The sequence below is a fragment of the Nocardia asteroides genome (assembly GCF_900637185.1).
GTDB classification, from domain to species: Bacteria; Actinomycetota; Actinomycetes; order Mycobacteriales; family Mycobacteriaceae; genus Nocardia; species Nocardia asteroides.
The window spans coordinates 1,519,272-1,540,372 of sequence record NZ_LR134352.1; the positions used below are offsets into that span (position 1 = coordinate 1,519,272).

The 21,101-nt window shown below is 70.4% G+C and carries 23 protein-coding genes; 12 read left to right on the forward strand and 11 right to left on the reverse strand.

From position 1 onward, the window contains the following. Positions 1-4: 4 nt before the first annotated feature. Both EL493_RS07280 and EL493_RS07285 read left to right on the forward strand, forming a co-directional pair. Positions 5-379: a DUF742 domain-containing protein gene (locus tag EL493_RS07280; protein WP_019044950.1), complete on the forward strand. Its 375-nt coding sequence runs from the start codon at positions 5-7 to the stop codon at positions 377-379. Continuing rightward, positions 360-962 (forward strand): GTP-binding protein, encoded by a 603-nt coding sequence (locus tag EL493_RS07285; RefSeq protein WP_019044951.1) that lies wholly within the window; start codon positions 360-362, stop codon positions 960-962. The genes EL493_RS07280 and EL493_RS07285 overlap by 20 nt, the downstream gene beginning before the upstream one ends. A gap of 46 nt (positions 963-1,008) precedes the next feature. On the opposite strand, the gene EL493_RS07290 is transcribed toward EL493_RS07285, so the two are convergent. From EL493_RS07290 to EL493_RS07300, 3 genes are all read right to left on the reverse strand, one after another. Beyond that, entirely contained in the window at positions 1,009-1,503 is a 495-nt protein-coding gene (locus EL493_RS07290; protein ID WP_126405606.1) for a DUF6000 family protein, read from the reverse strand. Positions 1,504-1,629: 126 nt separating this feature from the next. Then, a complete protein-coding gene (locus tag EL493_RS07295) occupies positions 1,630-1,980 on the reverse strand; it encodes a hypothetical protein (protein ID WP_019044953.1) in 351 nt (116 codons plus the stop codon). After that, the gene (locus EL493_RS07300) at positions 1,977-2,246 is read right to left on the reverse strand and encodes a helix-turn-helix transcriptional regulator (RefSeq protein WP_030200689.1); all 270 of its coding nucleotides are present in this window, start codon (positions 2,244-2,246) and stop codon (positions 1,977-1,979) included. Before EL493_RS07300 ends, EL493_RS07295 begins: the two co-directional genes overlap by 4 nt. A 32-nt stretch (positions 2,247-2,278) precedes the next feature. Between EL493_RS07300 and EL493_RS07305 the strand changes: the two genes are divergently transcribed. Both EL493_RS07305 and EL493_RS07310 read left to right on the forward strand, forming a co-directional pair. Then, the gene (locus tag EL493_RS07305) at positions 2,279-3,790 is read left to right on the forward strand and encodes an acetyl-coenzyme A carboxylase carboxyl transferase subunits beta/alpha (RefSeq protein ID WP_019044955.1); all 1,512 of its coding nucleotides are present in this window, start codon (positions 2,279-2,281) and stop codon (positions 3,788-3,790) included. 93 nt (positions 3,791-3,883) lie between these two features. After that, complete coding sequence (locus EL493_RS07310) at positions 3,884-4,738, forward strand: aldo/keto reductase (RefSeq protein WP_030200537.1); 855 nt, start codon at positions 3,884-3,886, stop codon at positions 4,736-4,738. On the opposite strand, the gene EL493_RS07315 is transcribed toward EL493_RS07310, so the two are convergent. Further along, on the reverse strand, positions 4,719-5,837 hold the full coding sequence (locus EL493_RS07315) for an NAD(P)-binding domain-containing protein (protein ID WP_019044957.1): 1,119 nt from the start codon (positions 5,835-5,837) through the stop codon (positions 4,719-4,721). The genes EL493_RS07310 and EL493_RS07315 overlap by 20 nt on opposite strands. 92 nt (positions 5,838-5,929) lie before the next feature. On the opposite strand from EL493_RS07315, the gene EL493_RS07320 reads away from it, so the two are divergent. From EL493_RS07320 to EL493_RS07340, 5 genes are all read left to right on the forward strand, one after another. Next, the gene (locus EL493_RS07320) at positions 5,930-6,658 is read left to right on the forward strand and encodes an enoyl-CoA hydratase (RefSeq protein WP_019044958.1); all 729 of its coding nucleotides are present in this window, start codon (positions 5,930-5,932) and stop codon (positions 6,656-6,658) included. Next, positions 6,658-7,782: an MBL fold metallo-hydrolase gene (locus EL493_RS07325; protein ID WP_019044959.1), complete on the forward strand. Its 1,125-nt coding sequence runs from the start codon at positions 6,658-6,660 to the stop codon at positions 7,780-7,782. Before EL493_RS07320 ends, EL493_RS07325 begins: the two co-directional genes overlap by 1 nt. A gap of 26 nt (positions 7,783-7,808) precedes the next feature. Next, on the forward strand, positions 7,809-8,120 hold the full coding sequence (locus EL493_RS33845; RefSeq protein ID WP_022565798.1) for an antitoxin: 312 nt from the start codon (positions 7,809-7,811) through the stop codon (positions 8,118-8,120). A 52-nt stretch (positions 8,121-8,172) separates the two neighbouring features. After that, positions 8,173-10,434, forward strand: a complete 2,262-nt coding sequence (locus tag EL493_RS07335; protein ID WP_022565797.1) for an ATP-dependent DNA ligase — start codon at positions 8,173-8,175, stop codon at positions 10,432-10,434. 95 nt (positions 10,435-10,529) lie between these two features. After that, complete coding sequence (locus EL493_RS07340; RefSeq protein ID WP_019044962.1) at positions 10,530-10,703, forward strand: antitoxin; 174 nt, start codon at positions 10,530-10,532, stop codon at positions 10,701-10,703. Positions 10,704-10,844: 141 nt separating this feature from the next. Here the strand turns inward: EL493_RS07340 and EL493_RS07345 are convergent, their stop codons facing one another. The 5 genes from EL493_RS07345 to EL493_RS07365 form a co-directional block, all read right to left on the reverse strand. Beyond that, the gene (locus EL493_RS07345) at positions 10,845-11,486 is read right to left on the reverse strand and encodes a cysteine hydrolase family protein (protein WP_030200531.1); all 642 of its coding nucleotides are present in this window, start codon (positions 11,484-11,486) and stop codon (positions 10,845-10,847) included. Between the two features lie 50 nt (positions 11,487-11,536). Beyond that, positions 11,537-12,169 carry a hypothetical protein gene (locus EL493_RS07350; RefSeq protein WP_019044964.1) on the reverse strand — a complete coding sequence of 211 codons (633 nt, stop codon included), beginning with the start codon at positions 12,167-12,169 and terminating at the stop codon, positions 11,537-11,539. A 202-nt stretch (positions 12,170-12,371) separates the two neighbouring features. Further along, positions 12,372-13,112: an energy-coupling factor transporter transmembrane component T family protein gene (locus EL493_RS07355; protein WP_019044965.1), complete on the reverse strand. Its 741-nt coding sequence runs from the start codon at positions 13,110-13,112 to the stop codon at positions 12,372-12,374. Continuing rightward, a complete protein-coding gene (locus tag EL493_RS07360; RefSeq protein WP_019044966.1) occupies positions 13,109-15,157 on the reverse strand; it encodes an ABC transporter ATP-binding protein in 2,049 nt (682 codons plus the stop codon). The genes EL493_RS07355 and EL493_RS07360 overlap by 4 nt, the downstream gene beginning before the upstream one ends. A 109-nt stretch (positions 15,158-15,266) precedes the next feature. After that, complete coding sequence (locus EL493_RS07365; RefSeq protein WP_019044967.1) at positions 15,267-16,040, reverse strand: metallophosphoesterase; 774 nt, start codon at positions 16,038-16,040, stop codon at positions 15,267-15,269. 340 nt (positions 16,041-16,380) lie between these two features. Here EL493_RS07365 and sigJ point away from each other — a divergent pair, with 340 nt between their 5' ends. Both sigJ and EL493_RS07375 read left to right on the forward strand, forming a co-directional pair. Then, complete coding sequence (gene sigJ, locus EL493_RS07370) at positions 16,381-17,322, forward strand: RNA polymerase sigma factor SigJ (protein ID WP_036834893.1); 942 nt, start codon at positions 16,381-16,383, stop codon at positions 17,320-17,322. 80 nt (positions 17,323-17,402) lie between these two features. Next, positions 17,403-18,578, forward strand: a complete 1,176-nt coding sequence (locus tag EL493_RS07375; RefSeq protein ID WP_019044969.1) for an NAD(P)/FAD-dependent oxidoreductase — start codon at positions 17,403-17,405, stop codon at positions 18,576-18,578. A gap of 2 nt (positions 18,579-18,580) precedes the next feature. Here EL493_RS07375 and EL493_RS07380 read toward each other — a convergent pair whose 3' ends face one another. After that, the gene (locus EL493_RS07380; RefSeq protein WP_036834892.1) at positions 18,581-19,348 is read right to left on the reverse strand and encodes an RluA family pseudouridine synthase; all 768 of its coding nucleotides are present in this window, start codon (positions 19,346-19,348) and stop codon (positions 18,581-18,583) included. A gap of 41 nt (positions 19,349-19,389) precedes the next feature. Next, a complete protein-coding gene (locus EL493_RS07385) occupies positions 19,390-20,385 on the reverse strand; it encodes an adenylate/guanylate cyclase domain-containing protein (RefSeq protein WP_019044971.1) in 996 nt (331 codons plus the stop codon). Between the two features lie 122 nt (positions 20,386-20,507). Here EL493_RS07385 and EL493_RS07390 point away from each other — a divergent pair, with 122 nt between their 5' ends. Beyond that, positions 20,508-21,026: a GNAT family N-acetyltransferase gene (locus EL493_RS07390; protein ID WP_019044972.1), complete on the forward strand. Its 519-nt coding sequence runs from the start codon at positions 20,508-20,510 to the stop codon at positions 21,024-21,026. The last annotated feature ends 75 nt before the right edge of the window (positions 21,027-21,101 follow it).

Below are 21,101 nucleotides of genomic sequence, written 5' to 3' on the forward strand. Positions count from 1 at the left end.
TGGGATGGACATAGACGATCACCGCATGGGGAGCGCCGAGCCAAGCCTCGTCCGCCCGTACTCGCTGACTGCCGGCCGCACCAGGCCGGCGGTCGAGTTGGCGTTGGAGGCGCTCGTTGCATCGCATCCGGTCGCCATGGAGCGGCAGTTCGAACTGAACAACCTCGAAACGTCCATCGTGGAGTTGTGCAGGCAATCGCCGTCCGTCGCCGAGATAGCCGCCCAATTGGGTATCCCGATCGGTGTAGCGCGGGTACTCGTGGCCGACCTCATCGAGGCCGGTCATGTCCGGGTCTCGGCGACTTTGAAAGACGATTCCAGCGACGATGAACGTCGCGAGCTGATCGAAAGGGTTCTCAGTGGACTCCGGCGTATTTGATTCGACGGCGCAGGTCGACACCCGCACGAGCAAGCCGACTTCGGCGAAGATCGTTGTCGCCGGTGGCTTCGGTGTCGGTAAGACCACGTTGGTCGGTGCGGTGTCGGAGATCGTTCCGCTGCGCACCGAGGCGTTGGTCACCAACGCCAGCACCGGAATCGACAACCTGACCGGCATTCCGATGAAGTCGACCACCACGGTGGCGATGGACTTCGGCCGGATCAGCCTCGCCGACGACCTGGTCCTGTACCTGTTCGGCACGCCCGGCCAGTACCGGTTCTGGTTCATGTGGGACGACCTCATCCGCGGCGCCATCGGCGCCGTGGTGCTGGTCGACACCCGCAGGCTGGAAGACAGCTTCGCCGCTGTCGACTACTTCGAGGCTCGCGGTCTACCGTTCCTGGTGGCGCTCAACGAGTTCGACGACGCACCGAAGTACCCGCTCGAGGACATCCGCCAGGCTCTCGCGGTCCCCGCCGACGTGCCGATCATGTCGATCGATGCCCGCCGCCGGGAACCCGCCAAGCAGGCCCTGGTCTCCTTGACCGAGTACGCCCTGCGCAAGGTCATGCAGGGCTACTGAGCCGAATCCGGGGCTGCCGCGATGAAGGCAGCAGCCCCGTATTCGATCAGGCGCGTTCAGCCGCGCCCATGATCCGCTCGGCGAACGCGCACAGCGGATCGATCAGATGCTCTGCGGCACTCGGCAATCGCCCATACCCGAAACCCTCGACGAACGGTGTCGCAAGCTCCGCGTCGATGGTGAGTAGCGCATGCATCGCAGCAGTCCGGCTGGGGCGTCGACGGCCTCGCAGGTCCCCGGCCAGATATTCGACCAGGATCTCGGCGTCGTCGGTGGTTCCGAAGCGTGCGAGCGCGAAACAGTAGCCCCAGCCCGCGTGGACGACCTCGTCGGCGAGTAACAGTTCAGCCAGCTCGCCCCGGAATTCGGTGCGGCGGTCGAGCGCGATGAGCCAGGCCGCGGTGAGCCGTGGCCGCCAATCCAGCTCGAGCAGTAGGCGCAGTTCCGCGTCGGTGATCTGCCGGGCGTCCGCGGCGAGTCCCGCTTCGAGCCGTTCGCGACAGGGCCTGTCACGCAACGGGTTCAGCCCCAGCAGCGTCATGTAGCGACCGGGACGGACCACCTCGCCGATGACCCACCGCTGCACGAGATGCCGATCCTCCGGTGTGGCCGGGAGTCGGAAGCTCATGGCAGCCATTGTGCCTGCGCGACAGCCGGGTCGGGCGGATCAGGCTTCCGGGTCGGGGTCGGGGCGGGTCCAGGCGAGGATCATGGCTGGGGCGCAGCCGCCGGCCAGGAGGGCGGCGAGCATCATGAGGCCGCCCGCGTAGGCAGTGCGGTAGGCCGCGGCTTCCGGGGCGATGGCGCCGGCAAAGATCAGGTAGGCCAGTGGCGGCATCGTCAGGGACTGGGTCAAGGCCAGGCCGGACAGCGCAATCACCACGCCGACGACGAGCAGCCGCCTGCGCTGCCGTGTCCGCCAGCCGGTCAGCATGCCCGCGGTCCGCTGCTCCTGGACGAGCCAGCGCCGCACGCGATAGTTCTGGTAGCGGTCGATCAGTCCGATGGCGCTGCTCATGACGTGCCTTTCGTCCGTGGGTAGAGCTCGGCCGAGAGCGGGCCGAATTCGGTGCGGGAGAACACCGCTTCGACCGGCAGCTCGAACACATCGCAGATGCGCAGGGCCAGGTCGAGGCTGGGGTAGTGATCGCCGCGTTCGAGCGCGCCGATGGTCTGGACATTGACGTTGACGGCGTCGGCCAGGGCCGCCCTGCTCATCCGGTGCTCGGCGCGCAGCACCGCGATGCGATTGAAGATCGGGAGGGTTTCCCCTGGTCTCGTGATCCCCCGCGGCCGGTTAGGCTCAGCGCGTGCGCATGTCGGCGGATGACCTGATCGGGCAGTTGCTCGACACCGATTCGTTCCTGAGCTGGGACCGGTCACCGGTCGAGCCCGCGGTTTCGCCGAAGTACCGGCAGGAGCTGATCGCGGCGGCGCAGCGGGCGGGCACCGACGAGTCGGTGGTGACGGGGGAGGGGCTGCTGCGCGGCAGGCGGGTGGCCGTGATCGCCTGCGAATTCGGCTTTCTGGCGGGGTCGATCGGTGTCGCCGCGGCCGAGCGGATCGTCACCGCGGTGGAACGCGCGACCGAACTCGGCCTGCCGCTGATCGCCTCGCCCACCTCGGGCGGCACCCGGATGCAGGAGGGCACAGTCGCTTTCGTGCAGATGGTGAAGATCGCGGGCGCGGTCGCCGTGCACAAGGCGGCGGGCCATCCGTATCTCGTCTATCTACGCAATCCCACGATGGGAGGGGTGTTCGCGTCGTGGGGATCGCTGGGGCACATCACCTTCGCCGAGCCCGGCGCGCTGATCGGCTTCCTCGGCCCGCGGGTGTACGAGGCGTTGTACGGCAAGCCTTTTCCACCGGGCGTGCAGACCGCCGAGAACCTGTATCGCAACGGTGTGATCGACGGTGTGGTCCCGGTGGAGGTGTTCCGGCGCATCGCGCACCGGGCGTTGAGCGTCGCCAGCGGCGTCGTCCTGCCGATCACCGCGGAGCCGGGTTGGGCTGCGCCGGTACGCAGTCCGGCCGGAGCGGCGGCGACCGACGCCACCGCGTGGGACTCGGTGCTGAGCACTCGCAGGCCGGGCCGCCCCGGCATCCGCGACCTGCTGCGCCATGTCACCCAGCGAGTTCCGTTGAGCGGCACGGGCCAGGGCGAATCCGATCGCACCGTGGTGCTGGCCCTGGCCCGCTTCGGCGGACAGCCCTGTGTGGTCTTCGGCCACGACCGCCGCGGCCAGGACGGCGAGCACACCATGGGCCCGGCCGCCCTGCGCGAGGCCCGCCGCGCGATGGCGCTGGCCCAGGAGCTGCGCCTGCCGCTGGTGCTGGTGATCGACACCGTCGGCGCCGCGCTCTCGAAGGAGGCCGAGGAGCGCGGGCTGGCGCCCGAGATCGCGCGCTGTCTGGCCGACCTGGTCACCCTCGACACCCCCACCGTCTCGATTCTGCTCGGTCAGGGCACCGGCGGCGGCGCCCTGGCGCTGTTGCCCGCCGACCGGGTAATCGCCGCGGCCCACGGCTGGCTGGCCCCGCTGCCACCGGAGGGCGCCAGCGCCATCGTCTTCCGCGACACCGAGCACGCCCCGGAACTGGCCGCCGCCCAGGGCATTCGCGCGCTCGACCTGCGTGCGGCGGGTGTCGTCGACCGGATCGTCGCCGAGTATCCCGACGCCGCCGACGAGCCCGTCGCCTTCGCCCGCCGCATGGTCCTGGCCGTCACCGAGGAACTCACCGAGCTGCGCGCGAAACCGGCCGCGGAACTGCGCGCCCTGCGGCAGGCGCGCTACCGCCGGATCGGGCTGCCCGGGGTGACCGGCTGACCCGCGCCCCGCTTTCTACCCAGTCCTGGAAGCGGGGAAACACGCGAGGTCGCGTCGTTGACGCTACGGCCGAGCACTTCTACCGTCGGAAGGGTGACCTTCCGTAGCGCAAGCAGCCAAGTTCCCACCATCGTGCTCAACGACGGGAACGTCATCCCGCAGCTCGGCTTCGGTGTCTTCCAGGTGCCGGAGGACGACGTCACCCCGGTGGTGGCCGAGGCATTGAAAGTCGGCTACCGCAGCATCGACACGGCCGCGGTCTACGGCAACGAGGAAGGCGTAGGCCGCGCGATCCGTGCCTCGGGCATCCCGCGTGACGAGATCTACGTGACCACCAAGCTGTGGAACGCCGATCAGGGCTACGACAGCACGCTGCGCGCCTTCGACGCCAGCATGCAGCGACTCGGCCTGGACTATCTCGACCTGTATCTGATCCACTGGCCGGTGCCATCGGCGGGCCGCTACGTCGACACCTTCCGCGCCTTCCAGGCGCTCAAGGCGCAGGGCCGGATCGGCTCGATCGGCGTCTCCAACTTCCGTGTGATCGACCTGGAGACCGTGATCGCCGAGGCGGGCGAGACCCCGGCGGTGAACCAGATCGAACTGCATCCCACGCTCGCGCAGCGCGAACTGCGCCAGTACGACGCCAACCACGCGATCGCCACCGAGGCGTGGAGCCCGCTGGGCCAGGGCACCCTGTTGGACAACCCCACCGTGGTCACCCTGGCCAAGGAGCTGGATCGCACGCCGGCGCAGATCATCATCCGGTGGCATCTGCAGCTGGGCAATATTGTCATCCCGAAGTCGGTCACCCCGTCGCGGATCGCCGAGAACTTCGACGTGTTCTCCTTCGAGCTGGACGCGCAGGCGATGGAGGCGATCAACCGGCTCGACGTCGGGAAGCGGGTCGGCCCCGACCCGGGCACCTTCAGCGCTGGTCTGAGCTGATCCCCAGGTAGGCGGTCAGTTCGGCGGCCGCGGCCCGGCCCGCCCGATTGGCCCCGATGGTGCTGGCCGAGGGCCCGTAGCCGATCAGGTGGATCCGCGGGTCGACCGCGACCTGGGTGGCCAGCCTGCCGGTCATGGTGATGCCGCCGCCGGGCCCGCGCAGCCGCAGCGGGGCCAGGTGATCGAGGGCGCTGCGGAACCCGGTCGCCCACAGGATGACGTCGGCCCGCTGGAATCGCCCGTCCGCCCAGCGCACCCCGTCGGGCTCGATCCGCTCGAACATCGGCTGCCGCACCAGCGCGCCCCGGTCCTGGGCGGCGCGCAGCCGCGCGTCCAGCGGCAGGCCGGTGACCGAGACGACCGAGCCGGGCGGCAGACCGCGCCGCACCCGATCCTCGACGATGGCCACCGCGGCCCGCCCGTCCTCCTCACGGAACGGCTCGGAGCGGAACACCGGCTCGCTCCTGGTGACCCATGTGGTGGACGTCACCAGGGAGATCTCGTCGAGCAATTGCACCGCCGAGATACCCCCGCCGACGATCACCACGTGTTTGCCCGCGAACTCGGCCGCCGAGTGGTAGTCGCGGGTGTGTAGCTGCCGTCCGGTGAAGTCGGCGGCGCCCGGATAGACGGGGATGAACGGGTGCTCCCAGGTGCCGGTGCCGTTGATCAGCCCGCGCGTGCGCAGGGTGCCCGCGCCCTCGGTCTCGACCTGCAACACCTCGCCGCGACCGGCGCAGGACTGCCCGTCGGCGGTCCGGTCGCAGACCACCTGCACCGTCACCTGGCGGCGGACCCGCAGGTCGAAGCGCTTTTCGTAGAGCTCGTAGTAGTGCGGGACGGCGGTGGCCGCGGGCGCGGTCTCGGATCCGGGCGGCAGTGTCTCGGCGAACGACATCCTGGGCAGATCGTGTACCCGGTTCACGGTGGTCAGCGTGAGCGAGGGCCAGCGGAACTGCCAGGCGCCGCCGGGGCCCGGCGCGTGGTCGACGATCAGGAAGTCGCGTTCGGGGACCAGCCCGCGCCTGCGCAGGTGATAACCGGCGGACAGACCCGCCTGGCCCGCACCGATCACCAGGATGTCGAAGTCGGTCGCCACAGCCGCCGATGGTATCGCCTTACGGGGCGCCGACGGCCGCCTGTGGCAGAGTTATGGCATCCACGATGTCGTAGTAGTCCTGGGGAGGATGCATGCTCGGCGTTACCCGCGACGGTGACGTGATCACCATCGAAATGCAGCGCGAGGACCGGCGCAACGCGCTCAACGAGGAGCTCGTCGGCCTGTTGCGCGCCGCGCTGCTCGACGCGGTCGACCAGGGGGCGCGGGTCATCGTGCTCACCGGCCGGGGTCCGATCTTCAGTGCGGGCGCCGATCTGTCCGGGGTGTACTCGGAGTCGTTCCTCGACGGTCTGCTCGACATGCTGCACACCATCGAAGCGCTGCCGGTGCCGGTGATCTCGGCGATCAACGGCGGCGCGCTCGGCGCGGGCGTGCAGCTGGCGCTGGCCTCGGATCTGCGGGTCATCGAGCCGGACGCCTATGTCGCGGTGCCCGCCGCGAAGCTGGGTATCTCGGTCGATCGCTGGACGGTCTCGCGGCTGGTCTCGCTGATCGGCGGCGGCCCGGCGCGCACCATCCTGCTCGCGGCCGACCCGGTGACGGCGGCCGACGCCTACAACTACGGCTTCGCCAACAAGCTCGGCACCCTGGCCGACGCGCAGGACTGGGCGAAGTCGATCGCCGCGCTGGCGCCGCTGTCGCTGCGCGCGATGAAACTGATGGTCAACGACGACGGGACGCGGGCGGCGGCGAGCGCGCAGCAGCAGGCTGCGCTGGAAGCCGCCTGGACCAGCGACGATGCGAAGGAGGGCCGCTTGGCTCGGCAGGAGAAACGCCCCGCGAAGTTCGTGGGCCGCTGATGCGGCTCGCACGCGTCGCGGGGTCGGTGGCGAGTTCGCTCGGACTCGCCTGGGTGGCGCGTGCGGTGTGGGGTCTGCCCGCCGCGCTGGGTGCCGGGCCGTCGGCGATCGAGCCGACCGCGCTCGGTACGTCGTCCTATCGGGACGGCCGGTTCCACAACACCGAACCGAGCAGCATGCTCGCCGCGGGCGCGGCGCCGTCGCTGCTGTGGTCGGGACTCACCCAGGGCCGGGTCGGCCGGCCGTCCCGGCCGGTGCCGCTGGTCACCCCCGCGGTGCCCGAGGAGGCCGCCGACCTGGCGGTCACCTGGTACGGGCACGCGAGCGCGCTGATCGAACTCGACGGTTTCCGGGTGCTCACCGATCCGGTGTGGAGCGACCGGGTCTCGCCGTCCCCGCTGATCGGCCCGGCGCGGTTGCACCCGGTGCCGGGGGAGATCGCGGAGCTGCCCGTCGTCGACGCGGTGGTCATCTCCCACGATCACTACGACCATCTCGACAAACCCACCGTCGACGCCCTGGTCCGCGACCAGCTCGCGCCGTTCGTGGTGCCGATCGGCATCGGCGCCCACCTGCGGCAGTGGGGTGTGCCCGAGGACCGGGTGATCGAGCTGGACTGGGGCGGCTCGGTCTCGCTGGGTCCGGAGCGCACGCTCACCATCACCTGCGCCGAGGCCAGGCACTTCTCCGGCCGCGGCCTGGTCCGCAACACCACACTGTGGGCGTCGTGGGCGCTGGCCGGGCCCACCAAGCGGGTCTACTTCGGCGGCGACACCGGCTACACCAAGGCGTTCGCGCAGGCGGGCGCGGTGCTCGGCCCGTTCGATCTGACGCTGCTGCCGATCGGCGCCTACGACGAGCGCTGGACCGATGTGCACATGAACCCGGAGGAGGCGGTGCGCGCGCACGCCGACCTGTGCCTGGGCGACCCGGGCTACGGGCTGCTCGTGCCGATCCACTGGGCCACGTTCAATCTCGCCTTCCACGGATGGTCCGAACCGGTGCGCCGGCTCGTGTCCGCGGCGGCCGACGCGGGCACCGCCACAGCTGTGCCCAAGCCGGGTGAGCGGGTGGTTCCGAATGACCTCCCACCGCGGGTTTCGTGGTGGGAAGATGTGGAGTGAACCTTTCGGGAAAGGAACATCGCTAGATGAGTCTCGTGGATACCTTGAAGGGCCTGCTCGGTAAGGGCAAAGAAGCGGTCGAACAGAACGCCGACAAGATCAACGACGCGGTCGACAAGGCCGGCACGTTCATCGATGAGAAGACCGGCGGCAAGTACAGCGACAAGATCGAAAAGGGCAAGGACGCGGCCAAGAAGGTCGTCCCGCCGCAGGCGGGCGAGGGCCCGGCGGCCGGTGGCACCACGCCGCCCGCGGCCGGTGGCACCAAGCCGCCCACGACCGACCCCGGCACCACGCCCGGCGGCACCGCCCCGACCGAACCGGGACCGCAGGCCTGATTCGGTGCGCGGGGGCCGGGCGTCACTGGTCCCCGCCGCCGAAGGTGAGTCGATGGTCCGCCGGGAGTTCCGGGGTCCGCCGGGTGCGCCGGCCATCGAGGTTGAGCTCAGCAACCTCGACAAGGTGCTGTACCCGGAGACCGGGACCACCAAGGGCGAGGTGATCGCCTACTACTCGGCGATCGCCGAGGCGATGCTGCCGCATATCGCGGGCCGCCCGGTCACCAGGAAGCGCTGGCCGAACGGGGTCGACCAGTCCGACTTCTTCGAGAAGAATCTGCCCGAGCACGCCCCCGCGTGGATCCAGCGCCGCGCGCTCGAGCATTCCGACCGCAGGGTGCATTACCCGCTGATCGACTCCGAGGCGGGCATGGCCTGGCTCGGGCAACAGGCGGCACTGGAAGTCCATGTGCCGCAGTGGCGTTTCGACGGTGATCAGCGTGGTGACGCCACCCGCATCGTCTTCGATCTCGACCCCGGTCCCGGCGCCGGTCTGCCCGAATGCGCGCGGGTGGCGCTGGACGTGCGCGACATGCTCGCCGGCATCGGGATGCGCGCCTTCCCGGTGACCAGCGGCAGCAAGGGAATTCACGTCTACGTGCCGCTGGAGCGTCCGCTGAGCTCGCGGGGCGCGTCGACCGTGGCCAAGCAGGTCGCCGCCAATCTCGAACAGCTGCACCCGGATCTGGTGACGGCGACGATGGCGAAGTCGGCCCGCACCGGCAAGGTGTTCCTGGACTGGAGCCAGAACAACGCGGCCAAGACCACCATCGCCCCGTACTCGCTGCGCGGACGCGCCGAGCCCAATGCCGCCGCACCCCGCGACTGGAGCGAGCTCGAGGACGCGAAAGCATTGCGCCACCTCCGGTTCGACGAGGTACTCGCGCGCTGGCGGGCCGACGGCGACCTGCTGGCCGAGCTGGACCCGCCGCTGCCGAGCGGCCCCGACTCGCTCACCAAATACCGCAGCATGCGCGATGCCGAGCGCACCCCGGAACCCGTACCCGCCGACGCGCCGCGGCCGGGTCCCGGCGACCGGTTCGTGGTGCAGGAACACCACGCCCGCAGGCTGCACTGGGACGTGCGCCTGGAACGCGACGGCGTCCTGGCGTCCTGGGCGGTGCCCAAGGGCCCGCCCACCGAGCCGAAACACAACCGCCTCGCCGTGCGCACCGAGGACCACCCGATCGAGTACCTGCACTTCCACGGCACCATCCCGAAGGGCGAATACGGCGCGGGCGAGATGACGATCTGGGACACCGGCACCTACGTCACCGAGAAGTGGCGCGACGACGAGGTGATCGTCGAATTCGACGGGCAGCGCCTGCACGGCCGCTACGCCTTCATTCAGACCAAGGGCGACCAGTGGCTCATGCACTTCATGCGCGACCAGGTGCGACGGGAACCGGTGGCGGACAACGGCACCGGCGATCTGCCGCGCGGCCTGTCGCCGATGCTCGCCACCGCGGGCGAGGTGACGAAGCTGAGCGCGCAGGAGTGGGCGTTCGAGACCAAGTGGGACGGCTTCCGGGTGATCGTCGAGGTCACCGACGGTGCCGTCATCGTCCGCAGCCGGGCGGGCAACACCGTCACCGGCCGCTACCCGCGCCTGGCCGCGCTCGGCGAGGAACTGGCCGGGCACCGGGTGGTGCTCGATGGCGAGGCGGTGGTGTTCGACGCGAAGGGCCTCTCGGACATCTCGGCGCTGCAGGCGGATTCGGCGCGCGCGGTGTTCGTCGCCTTCGATGTGCTCTTCCTCGACGGCACCTCGCTGCTGCGCAAGAAGTACAGCGACCGGCGCGCGGTGCTGGAGGCGCTGGGCAGGCTGGCGCCCTCGCTGAATGTGTCGGCGCTGCTGGACGGTTCGGGAGCCGAGGCCATGCGGGCCAGTCAGGAGCAGGGACAGGAGGGCGTGGTCGCCAAGCGGCTGGAATCGGTGTATCAGCCGGGCAAGCGCAGCCAGACCTGGATCAAGGAGCGGAATTGGCGATCCAGGGAGGTGGTGGTGGGCGGGTGGCGGCGCAGCGACAAACGCGAGTTCAAATCGCTGCTGCTCGGGATACCGCACGAGAACGGGCTGATCTACGTGGGCCGCGTCGGCACCGGCTTCGACACTGAGCAGGCGCGGCGGATCAGCGCCGAACTGCGCCGCCTGCGCCGGGAGACCACCCCGTTCGTCAACGAGATGACCGCCGAGGAGCGCCGCGACGCCGAATGGGTCACCCCGAATCTCACCGGCACGGTGCGCTTCCAAGCCTGGACCGACACCGGACGGCTGTGGCATCCCGTGTGGGACGGTGTGACGCCGACCTGAGACCTCCCGCGAAAGCTGCGGTGTTGCTAGGGTGATCGCGTTGCCGAGCGCCGCCGCGCGCCTCGGCCCCGGATCGAATCAGCGAGGAGTGCACGGTGGATTTCAAGAACCTGGCGGGCAAGGCGATGGACCTGGCTGCCCAGCATGCGGACAAGGTCGACGGCGTCATCGAGAAGGCCGGTGACGTGGTGGACGAGAAGACCGGCGGCAAGTTCGCCGGCCAGGTCGACTCGGCTCAGGAAGCCGCCAAGAACGCCATCCGCGACTGAGACACGGCGGCTGGCGCCGCGGGTTTTCGGCCTCGTGACCTCGCATCCGAGGAGCGATACTGCGCCTACGGCGTTACGTCTCGCTCCTCGGATGCGAGGCGGCCGAAAACGTGTCGAGGGAGTGTGCGCTGTGAGTTTGCCCTATCCCTTCGACATCAGGCCGGTGATCGTCGCGACGTCGGTGACCAGCGCGTTGCCCTGGAAGGCGAACTCGTCGTAGGCGCGCGCCATCGCCTCTTTGTCGCGACCGCCGCAGGCGTCACCGATCACCACGGGCACGAAACCCAGGTCGGTGGAATGGGCCACGGTCGGCACGATGCCGATCTCGAGTGCCACACCGGCGATGGCGTAGGCGCCGATCTTCATGTCGCGCAGCAGGGCTGCCAGCGGGGTGCCCTCGAACGCCGACATCGTCATCTTGTCCAGGACGAGTTCGTCTTCGCGCGGCACCAGCTCGGGTACCAGGTCGAAGGCCGGGGTGTCGCGCTGCAGGATGAACTGCACTTCGTCGACGGATTCGGCCTGCTGCCAGCTCATCAGCAGGCGCAGGGCGTAGACGCCGGACAGGCGGCGCGGCGGGAAGAAGTGCCGCAGGAAGATGATCGGATAGCCGGCGCCGCGGGCCGCCTCGACCACGCGGACGACGCGGTCGACGACCTCCTGGCCGTCGGGCAGCTGGCCGAGCACGCCGACCTGCATGTCGTAGACGATCAGCGCCATCCGATCGGGCGCGCACAGATCGTCGAGAGTATCCGGAATGTCGAGTCCGTTGCCTTGTCGCACCGACGCCAGTGTAGGCGTCGGCGCGACCGGCAATCAGGCTGTCGCCCAGACTATTTCTGCGCCCACTGGGTGGTGCCGGGCGGGGCCATCAGGGTGTTGATCAGGTCCATGCCCGCGACGATCAGGGTCGGACCGCCGACGACCAGCGAGCCGATGATGCCGCCGACGCTGGCGCCGGTGATGAGACCGGGGATCGCGCCGACGCCGCCCGCGGCCGCACCGACGACGAGGCCGATGACCGCGCCGATGGCCATGCCGACGAAACTGCCGATGGCGGTGGCCAGGCCGAAGGTGGAGGCGAAGTTCGCCTGGGACGCATAGTTTTCCGCGGGCGAGGCGACCGGCGTCAGGTTCGGTTTGGCCAGGGCCACGTCCTTGACGGCGGTGATCTCGAGGACGCTGCTGTCCTCGCGGAGCGTGGCGGGCAGCGAGTACTCGAGGCTGCCGTCCCGGACCGACAGCGGCAGCGAGACCAGGGTGGCCCCGGCCTCGTCGCGGATGTCGACGGTGTTGCCGGTGATGCTGAAGGTGCCGTGGGTGAGGCTGGTGATCACGGTGTTGCCGACGAGCTCGGTGCGGTACTCGACGTTCGGCGTGACCGGATCGGCGTTCGCGACGCCGGTACCCACGAGCGCTACCGCGAGGACCGGAATGGCCGCGGCGGCGATCTTACGGATGATCATGTGAACATTCCCATCTGGTTCATCAGGTGACGTGCCCAACGAAGCGCCGAATGCATGGCTCCCCCAGAAGCTTGTGACGGCGCCTAAAGCGGTCCAGCTCGATATCGAGTTGAACCATAGCCCGCGTGAGGGTTGCGGAACAGTGAATTCGAGTTTTAAACCTCAAATTCTTCATAGTTATTCGCTATGACAACCCGGGCTGTCAGAGTGCCGCGCTGAGCGCGATCGCGCCTGCGCAGACGGCCGACACGATGCCGAGCGCGACGGCATCGCGCCTGGTGGGACCACTCGGATGGGCGGTGAGCATGCCGGTGCCGCCGCGCGCGGTGATCGCCTCGCCGAGTTCGCCCGCCCGCCTGCTGGACACGGCCATGCACGCGGTGAGGATGTCGATGAGCGGATTGTGGTCGGCGGCGCGGTGCAGCAGATTCGCCTTGGGGCGCAGCTTGCGCGCGGCCCGCAGCACCCGGATCTCGTCGAGCAGCAGCGGCAGGCCGCGCAGGGTCAGTGCCACCACCACCGCCCATTCGTCCACCGGCAGGCGCAGTTTGCGCAGTGGCGCACCGAGTTTCGCGAGCGCGGGCGCCACCTCGCCCATCGGCGTGGTGAACGCGATCAGGAACGAGGCGGCCACCAGCACCATGCCGAACACGAAGACCTGCAGATACCCGAGCACGGCCTTGGTTCCGATCGGCGCGTTGATCAGCCCGCCGAGCAGCACGAGACCCCAGAACCACCAGGGCAATCGGGGCAGCGCGCCCAGCGGTAGCCGGGCCGCCACGAAGATCACCACCAGGAAGACCACGATCACGCCGAGCACCGGCCACGTGGGCAGGAACATCAGCAGCAGGCTCAGCAGGAAGGCCGCGATCATCTTGGTACCGGCCCAGAGCCGGTGCACGACACTGTCGACGGGGACTTCGCGCAGCAGCACGGTACTCATCGGACGACCCCGCTTCCCGGTTCGTTGTGCGGCGGATTGTCCAGGCGCCATACGGCTTCCGCGCGTGGGGGCCGCAGCGGCGCCGGCTGCGCGCCGACCGTGCTGCGCGCGCCCGCGGTCTCCACGACCACGCCGGCGTCCAGGTGCACGGTGCGGTCGCACACCGCGGCCACGTCGGCCACGTCGTGCGAGATGACGATCAGCGTCTGGCCCGAATCCCGGAGCCGGGCAAGCAGTTCCACGATCTCCGCGCGGCCCTGCGGATCGAGACCGGCCAGTGGCTCGTCCAGCACGACCACCTGCGGATGGCTGGCCACCATCGCGGCCAGCACCACCCGCTTGGCCTGTCCGCCGCTGAGCTCCTCCACCGAGCGGGCCGCGAGCCTGCGATCGAGGCCGACCGCGTCGAGCGCCCGGCCGACCGCGCCGGAGCCGGTGGCCCGGCCGCCCCAATCGGCGATCTCCGCGCCGACGGTCTGCTTCTGCAACTGGAGCCGAGAATGCTGGAAGGCCAGCGCGATCCGGCCGATCTGCTTGTCGACGGGCGCGCCGCGCAACTCGCAGCGGCCCGAACTCGGCGCGACGAGTCCGGCGATGATCCAGGCCAGCGTCGACTTGCCCGAACCGTTGCCGCCCACGATCAGCAGTGCCTCGCCCTGGCGCACCGTCAGGTCGACGCCGTGCAGGGCGGGCGCCTCCCACGGGGTACCGCGGTTGTAGGTGTGGCGCACGTCGGCCAGTTCCAGGATCGGCGCGCCCATCGGGCTGCGGCGCTGGTCGCGCGCGGGCTGCGGCCAGCGGGCGAGGTGGTCGACCGTGCGGCCGTTCGCCAGGTGGACCACCCGGTCGGCGGCGGCCGCGTCGGCCTCGTGGTGGGTCACCAGCACGACCGCGGTGCCGTGCCTGCGTGGCAGTGCGGCCAGCAGCGCGACGAGGTCGCGGCGGCCGTCGGGGTCGATCATCGAGGTGGCCTCGTCGGCGATGAGCAGGGCGGGACGCCGGGCCAGGGCCGCGGCGACGGCGAGACGCTGCTGCTGGCCGCCGGACAGGGTGGCGGTCTCGCGCCTGCCCATGTCGTCGAGTCCCACCTCGGCCAGCAGCGCGTCGACGTCGACTTCGGCGGCCTGTTCGGCCGACAGGCCCCACACGACGTCGTCGGCCACCGAGACGCCGAGGGTCTGGCTCTCGGGCCGCTGCAGCACCAGGGCCGTGCCGCCCAGCTCGCCGAGGCCGGCCGAGCCGGGCCTGCTGACCGCGCCCGTGGTCGGCGGCCTGCCCGCGAGCAGCCGGGTGAGGGTCGATTTCCCCGAGCCGTTGTGCCCGACCACCGCGACGAACTCCCCGGCCCGGATGGTCAGGTCGATCCCGGACAGCGCCTCGGTGGTGGCGCCGGGATAGCGGTAGCCCGCGCCGTGCAGCGTTACCGGGAGTGGGCCCACCGGGCGATCGTCGTCGGGTGCGTCGAGCCGGTCGGTCCCCGGCAGCCAGGCCAGCCGGTCGAGCACCGAGCCGAGCACGAACCAGGACACGATGGCGCTGACCAGCACACCGAAGGCGACCGTGCCGCCCAGGTACAGCCACCACCAGCGCAGCAGCGCGTCGGTGAGTTCGGCGGTGGCGCGGCCGAGCGGTTCCAGCGCGGCCTGCCTGCTCGCCAGGTCCTCGATGCCCTTGGCGGTATTGCGGATGGCGTCGAAGAACAGCTGCCGGGTGCGGGCGAAGACCAGCAGCGAGCCCACCGAGAACAGCGCCCAGCCGATACCGGCGACGACCGCGAGCGCGACGACCGTGCTGAGCCCGCCGCCGCGGCGCTTCACGATGCCGATGATGCCGGCCAGCGTCGCCGCGCCGAGGACACCGAGCGCGGGCATGACGCCCGCCGCGACGAAGGTGACCAGGGCGGCCGCGACGGTCGCGGTGACCAGCGCGCGCAGCCGGTAGCGATGGGCCAGCAGGCCCAGCGGCACCGCGGCGACCAGCTGCAGTGCCGCGGCCATCGGCACCAGGGAACCGACCGTGATGAGGCCGACGGTCAGGCCGGCCATGACGGCGCCGGTGGCCAGTTCGATGGGGCGCAGGGGGCCGCGGGGAAGCTCCGCTGGCGTGTCTCTCACCCGACCCAGTCTGCCAGGGCACTCTGTGGCCGGTCTGTGATCACAATGTGGCCAGCCAGCCGCCCATCGCCACGGTGCGGAAATGGGTTGTCAGGGTGTTGGTCTCGTCGATGACGTGCAGCGCGACGGCGGGGTCGGGCGCGTAGTCCATCACCTTGTTCGGCAAGGTCAGCTCCCAGGCGCCGCCCAGCACGGAGGCGGTGCTCGGGCAGGTGATCATGGGTTTGCCCGCGAAGGTGGTGGCGATGGGGGAGTGCGCGTGCCCGGTGAGCACGCCGAGGACGCGCGGGTCACCGGCGACGACGGCGGCCAGGCGATCGGGTTCGGCCAGGGCGATCACGTCGACGACCGGGCTGGCGACCCGTTTGGGCGGATGGTGCAGGGCGATCAGGATGGGCCCGTCGGCCGGCGCCGCGGCGAGGGTTTCGCCCAGCCAGGCGTAGGTTTCCTCGGCCAGCAGGCCGCTCGGTTCGCCGGGGATGGTGGAGTCGAGCAGGATCACGGTCAGCGCGCCGACGCGGTGGGCGCTGTTGATCGGAGCGTTCGAGGCGGGTTCGCCCAGGAGGTCGGTGCGGAAGGCGGCTCGGTCGTCGTGGTTGCCCGGCAGCAGGTAGACCGGGATGTCGGCTTGCAGGGCCAGGCGGGCTTCGGCGTACTGCTCCGGCTTGCCGGAGTCGGTGATGTCGCCGGTGACGAGGATGACGTCGGGCCTGCGCGGCAGGTCCGCCAGGTAGGCCATGACGCGCTCCACGCGTTCGGTGTTGCGCGGAGTGAGGTCGAAATGGGTATCGCTGAGCTGAGCCGCCAGGATCATCGGCAGTCGCTTTCTTCTCTGGGATCGCTCCGTTGCGTCAGAGTGTGCCGGTATGACTCGTCGGCACCTCTCAAGGCTAGATGACCTGGGCTTTCCCGTCTTCATGAGGCGTACCACGGGCCGAAACCTCACCCCCGGTTTGTGTCATCGATCATGCCCCCGGATCGGAGGTTCCGCTGCGCCGCGCCAGCGTTTGTAGTACGCGCAGGAAGGTGTTCCGGTCGACGACTATCTGCGCTCGGCCGAGGAGCACCCTGGACAGGATCCTGCGGTTGCTCGGCCGGTCGCCGCAGTGGCGGCCGGGTGGCGGCGGTCCGGCTGCATGGCCGACGATGGGTTGATGAAGCTCAGCGTCGACGAGGCCGATGTGTTCGAAGCCTCCCGTGGCAGGTTGGAGGCGATCGCCTACCGGCTGCTGGGCTCGGCCGGTGATGCCGAGGATGCCGTGCAGGACACCTATCTGCGCTGGCACGCCGCTGACCGGGACCTGATCGAGGTGCCCGAGGCCTGGCTCACCAAGGTGCTCACCAACCTGTGTCTCAATCAGCTCACCTCCGCCAGGGTGAAGCGGGAAACCTATGTGGGGCAGTGGCTTCCGGAGCCGGTGCTGGCCGGTGACCGGATGCTCGGCCCGGCCGACACCGTCGAGCAGCGCGAATCGGTCTCGCTGGCCATGCTGGTCGTGCTGGAACGGCTCTCGCCCAACGAGCGCGTGGTCTACGTGCTGCGCGAGGCGTTCGGCTACCCGCACGCCGAGATCGCCGACATGCTCGAACTCACCGAATCGAACTGCCAGCAGATCTACCGCCGGGCCAAACAGCACGCGGCCGGGCGCCCGCGCACCACGGTCGACACGGCGGTCGCCCAGCGGATCGTCGAGGAGTTCCTGGCCGCGGTGCTCAGCGGCGACACCGACCCGCTGATCCGGCTGCTCACCGCCGACGCGGTCGGTATCGCCGACGGCGGGGGCCGGATCCCCGCCCGCAAGACGCCGGTGCTCGGCGCGGTCGAAGTCGCGCGCTACCTCAGTCACGTCTTCCGGCCGACCCCGGCCAAGCGCAAGTACGTGGGCGGCGATCCGGTGTTCTACGCCGACGTCGTGAACGGCGACCCCGCCGTGCTCGCCGTGGTCGACGGGCAGGTCGTCGCGGTGCTGAGCGTCGAGCCGACCGACGACGGCATCGCGGCGGTGCACATCCAGGTCAACCCCGAGAAGCTCGCCCGGCTCACCGACCGGTGGGTGGCCGAGGGGGTGCACACGCCGCTCGCCGTGGCGTGGTGATCCAGATCACATCGGGTTGGTGTCAGGGATCGGGTGGCTGTCCGGTTCAGGAGGGGAGTCCAACCCGATAGGAGCCAGCCATGAAGCACCGCATCGTCGTCCTCGGAGCCGGATACGCCGGAGCCATCGCCGCGGGCCGCGCCGCGAAGCGGCTGCACCGCGACGACGTCGAGATCACCCTGGTCAGCGCCGACCCCGAATTCGTCGAGCGGGTGCGGATGCACCAGCTCGCCACCGGACAGCAGCTGCGCAGCCGCCCGCTGCGCGACACCTTCGCCGGCACCGGGGTCCGGGTGGTCACCGCCCTGGTCACCGCGGTCGACGCCGAGCGCAAGACCGTCGACCTGGCCGACGCCGAACCCCTGGCCTACGACACGCTGGTCTACGCGCTGGGCAGCACCGGCGCCGCCGATGTCCCCGGTGTGGCCGAGCACGCCCACAGCGTCGCCGGGAAACAGCAGGCCCTGCGCCTGCGTGACCGCCTGGCCACCCTGGACACCGGCGCCGCGGTGCTGATCGTCGGCGGCGGGCTCACCGCCATCGAAGCGGCGACCGAGATCGCCGAATCGCACCCCCACCTGCGGGTCACCATCCTCGCCCGTGGCGGCGTCGGCGACTGGCTGCACGAGAAGGCGCGGCGGCACCTGCGCGCGGCCTTCGACCGGCTCGGCATCACTGTCACCGAGCGCACCGACGTCACCCGGGTCACCGCGGACGGCGTGATCACCGGCGCCGCGACAGAGATCCCGGCCGCGGTGACCGTCTGGACCGCGGGCTTCGCCGTGCACCCGATCGCGGCCGCGACCACCCTCACCGTCGACGGCACCGGCCGCATCGTCGTCGACGCCACCATGCGCTCGGTCTCGCACCCCGATGTGTACGCCGTGGGCGATGCCGCGCTGGCGCCCGGACCCGACGGCGTGCCGCTGCGCATGTCGTGCGCCGCGGGCACCCCGATGGCCTGGCGGGCCGGGGACGCCATCGCGGCCCGGCTGACCGGGCGGCCCGTGCCGGACGAGACGATCGGCTATGTCTCGCAGTGCATCAGCCTCGGCCGCCGCGACGCGATCATGCAGCGGGTGACCCACGCCGACCAGCCCACCTCCACGGTGCTCACCGGTCGGTTCGCCGCGCGGGTCAAGGAGATGATCTGCGCGGGCGCGGCCTGGGGCGTCGGGCACCCGACGGCGCTGATGCCGAGCCGGCGCAGGCGCGTCACGGTGACGGGGGACCGGGCCGGTCTGGTCGAGGCGTGAGTTCAGCCCGCGATCGTGGTCAGCCGCTCGGACGCGGCGCGCAGCAATGCCGCCGTGTCCGGGTCGGCGCCGAGCGGGGCGAAGAAGTCCGCGTCCGGCGTGGCCGTCAGATCCAGCACCGGCGGGGTCAGCCAGTCGGCGTCCAGCCCCAGCCGCCAGGAGTGCAGGTGGGTGCGGGGGAACGCGGCGGTGCGGTCGAACAGCGGGTCGCCCAGGATGGGATGGCCGATCCAGGCCAGCTGCACCCGGATCTGATGCCTGCGCCCGGTGACCGGCGCGACGGCCAGCAGCGTGTGCTCGCCGTGCCGGGCGACGGTGGCGAACCGGGTGAGCGAGGGATAGTTCTTCGCGGGCAGCAGGTCCGCCTCGTCGACGAACCACCGCTCGCCCGCGCGCCGGATCGCCTCACGTGGGGCGGCGATCCGCACCCGGTTCTTGCGGCCGACACTGAGCGGCAGGTCGATCTCACCCCGCTCGGGCAGGTCGGTCCCCGACACGATCGCCAGGTACGCCTTGCGGGCGGTCTGCTTGGTGAACTGCCTGGTCAACTGGCCGTGCGCGGCCAGGTCGACAGCCAGCAGCACCAGCCCCGAGGTGACCTTGTCGATCCGGTGCACCGGATACAGCTGGGTGCCCGCGGCCTGCGCCAGCTCGACCAGGTCGGTGTCGTGCCGCTCGCCGGTCACCGAGATCCCGGCCGGCTTGTTCAGCGCGAGCACCGCGTCGTCGGCGAACACGGTGTACCGCTCGCGCACGCTCTGCCAGTCCATCTCCACGTCGACACCCTAGAGAACGGTGTGCCCGCCGCCGGTCAGGAGGCCTGGCGCAGCCGGTGCGGGCGCAGCCGGTTGAAGCCGCGCACGCGCACGCTGCGCAGGTGCCGGATGGCGAATTCCGGGTGCCCCGCCAGCGACTCGGCGGCGGCGTCATCGATGAGGATGTTGCCCGGCCTGGCCACGCCGGTGAGCCGGGCGGCGATGTTGACGACCGAGCCGTAGAGGTCGCCGAAGCGTTGCAGCACCTCGCCGTAGGCGAAGGCCACCCGCAGCTCCGGGGTGCCGCCGACCAGCATGGTCGACTCCTGGATGGCCAGCGAGATGCGCGCGGCGTCGGCCGCGGTCTCGGCGGCGAACATGACCTCGTCGCCCACGTTCTTGATCACCCAGCCGCCGTTGTCGGTGATCGCGGAGGTGGTGGTCGACTCGAAGGCCTCCAGCAGCGTGGACAGTTCGTCGCGGTGCAGGTGGCGGGTGAGCCGGGTGAACCCGACCATGTCGGCGAAGCCGACGGCCAGCGTGCGCATCGACTCGGTGCCCTCGGTGGTGTCGTCGATGGACCGGGCCACCGCCGCGGCCAGATGCCTGCGCCACACATACGTCTGGAGCTGCTCGATGCCCGCGATGGTGGATTCGGTCGCCGCCCTGACCCGTTCGCCGAGCGGCAGGTCCGGATCGGCCGCGGCGACCCGCGCCCTGATCTCGGCCAGCACCAGGTCGGCCTGCCATTCGGTCAACCGGGCCATGCCCTGGCCGATCGTGCGGGCGGCGGCGGCCTGCTGGCGGATGTCGGAGGCGGCCGCGACCTTCATCCTGCGGAAGCCGGTGACCGCGGCGACGTCGAGCTCGGTGTAGTCGACCTCGTCGTCGGGGTTCGCCGGAAAGCCGAGCGCGGTCCACAGGCGTCGCGAGTCGGCCTGCGCCACGCCCGACTGCTCGGCGACCTGGGTCCGCGTATAGCGGCGCGGCCCGGCGAGCAACGCCTCTTCCACGCTGCGCTGAACCAACTCGGTCATCTCGGGATCCGGCATGGGAAAACTGTACGTCGTGCGCTCGAATCCCTGGTCAGAGCGAAGCCCACATTGGCAATCTTCACAAACCGGGCAGTCAGGACCCCGCGGATCCCGCGCCCGGTGGGTGACAGACTGTCGCGGTGATCGACGGACTTCCCGCGGGCCTCCTCGCCCGGCACCCCACCGATGCTGACCACCCGCGCGTCCTCGCCGTGCTGGACGCGTGGTGGGGAGGATTGAAGGGCGAGGCGGGCGCCATGGAACGAGCACTGCTGTTGCCCCGCCTGTACTTTCAGCATTTCACCACGACCAGTTTTCTGGTCGAACGATCCGACGGGCAGTTGGCCGCGTTTCTGGTCGGATTCCTGTCGCAGTCCGAACCGCACACCGCCTACATACATTTCGTCGGCGTCGATCCCGCGCTACAGGGCGAGGGCCTCGGCCATGCCCTCTACCAGGCGTTCTTCGCGCTGGCCCGCGCCGACGGCCGACGTTTCGTCCACTGCGTCACCAGCCCGGAGAACGCGGGCTCCCGAGCGTTCCACGCCCGCCTGGGTTTCGCGGCCTCCGACGTCCTTCGCGACTATGACGGACCTGGCCTCGCGCGTGTGGCCTTCACGATCGATCTGGCCGACGACGGGTCGACCGAATCGTCCTGACCTGGACGATTACCCGTAGGTGCGGAACTGGCGGGAAAAGTGCGTACTTGTCGGCTCTTCGGCGCGCGCCGACAC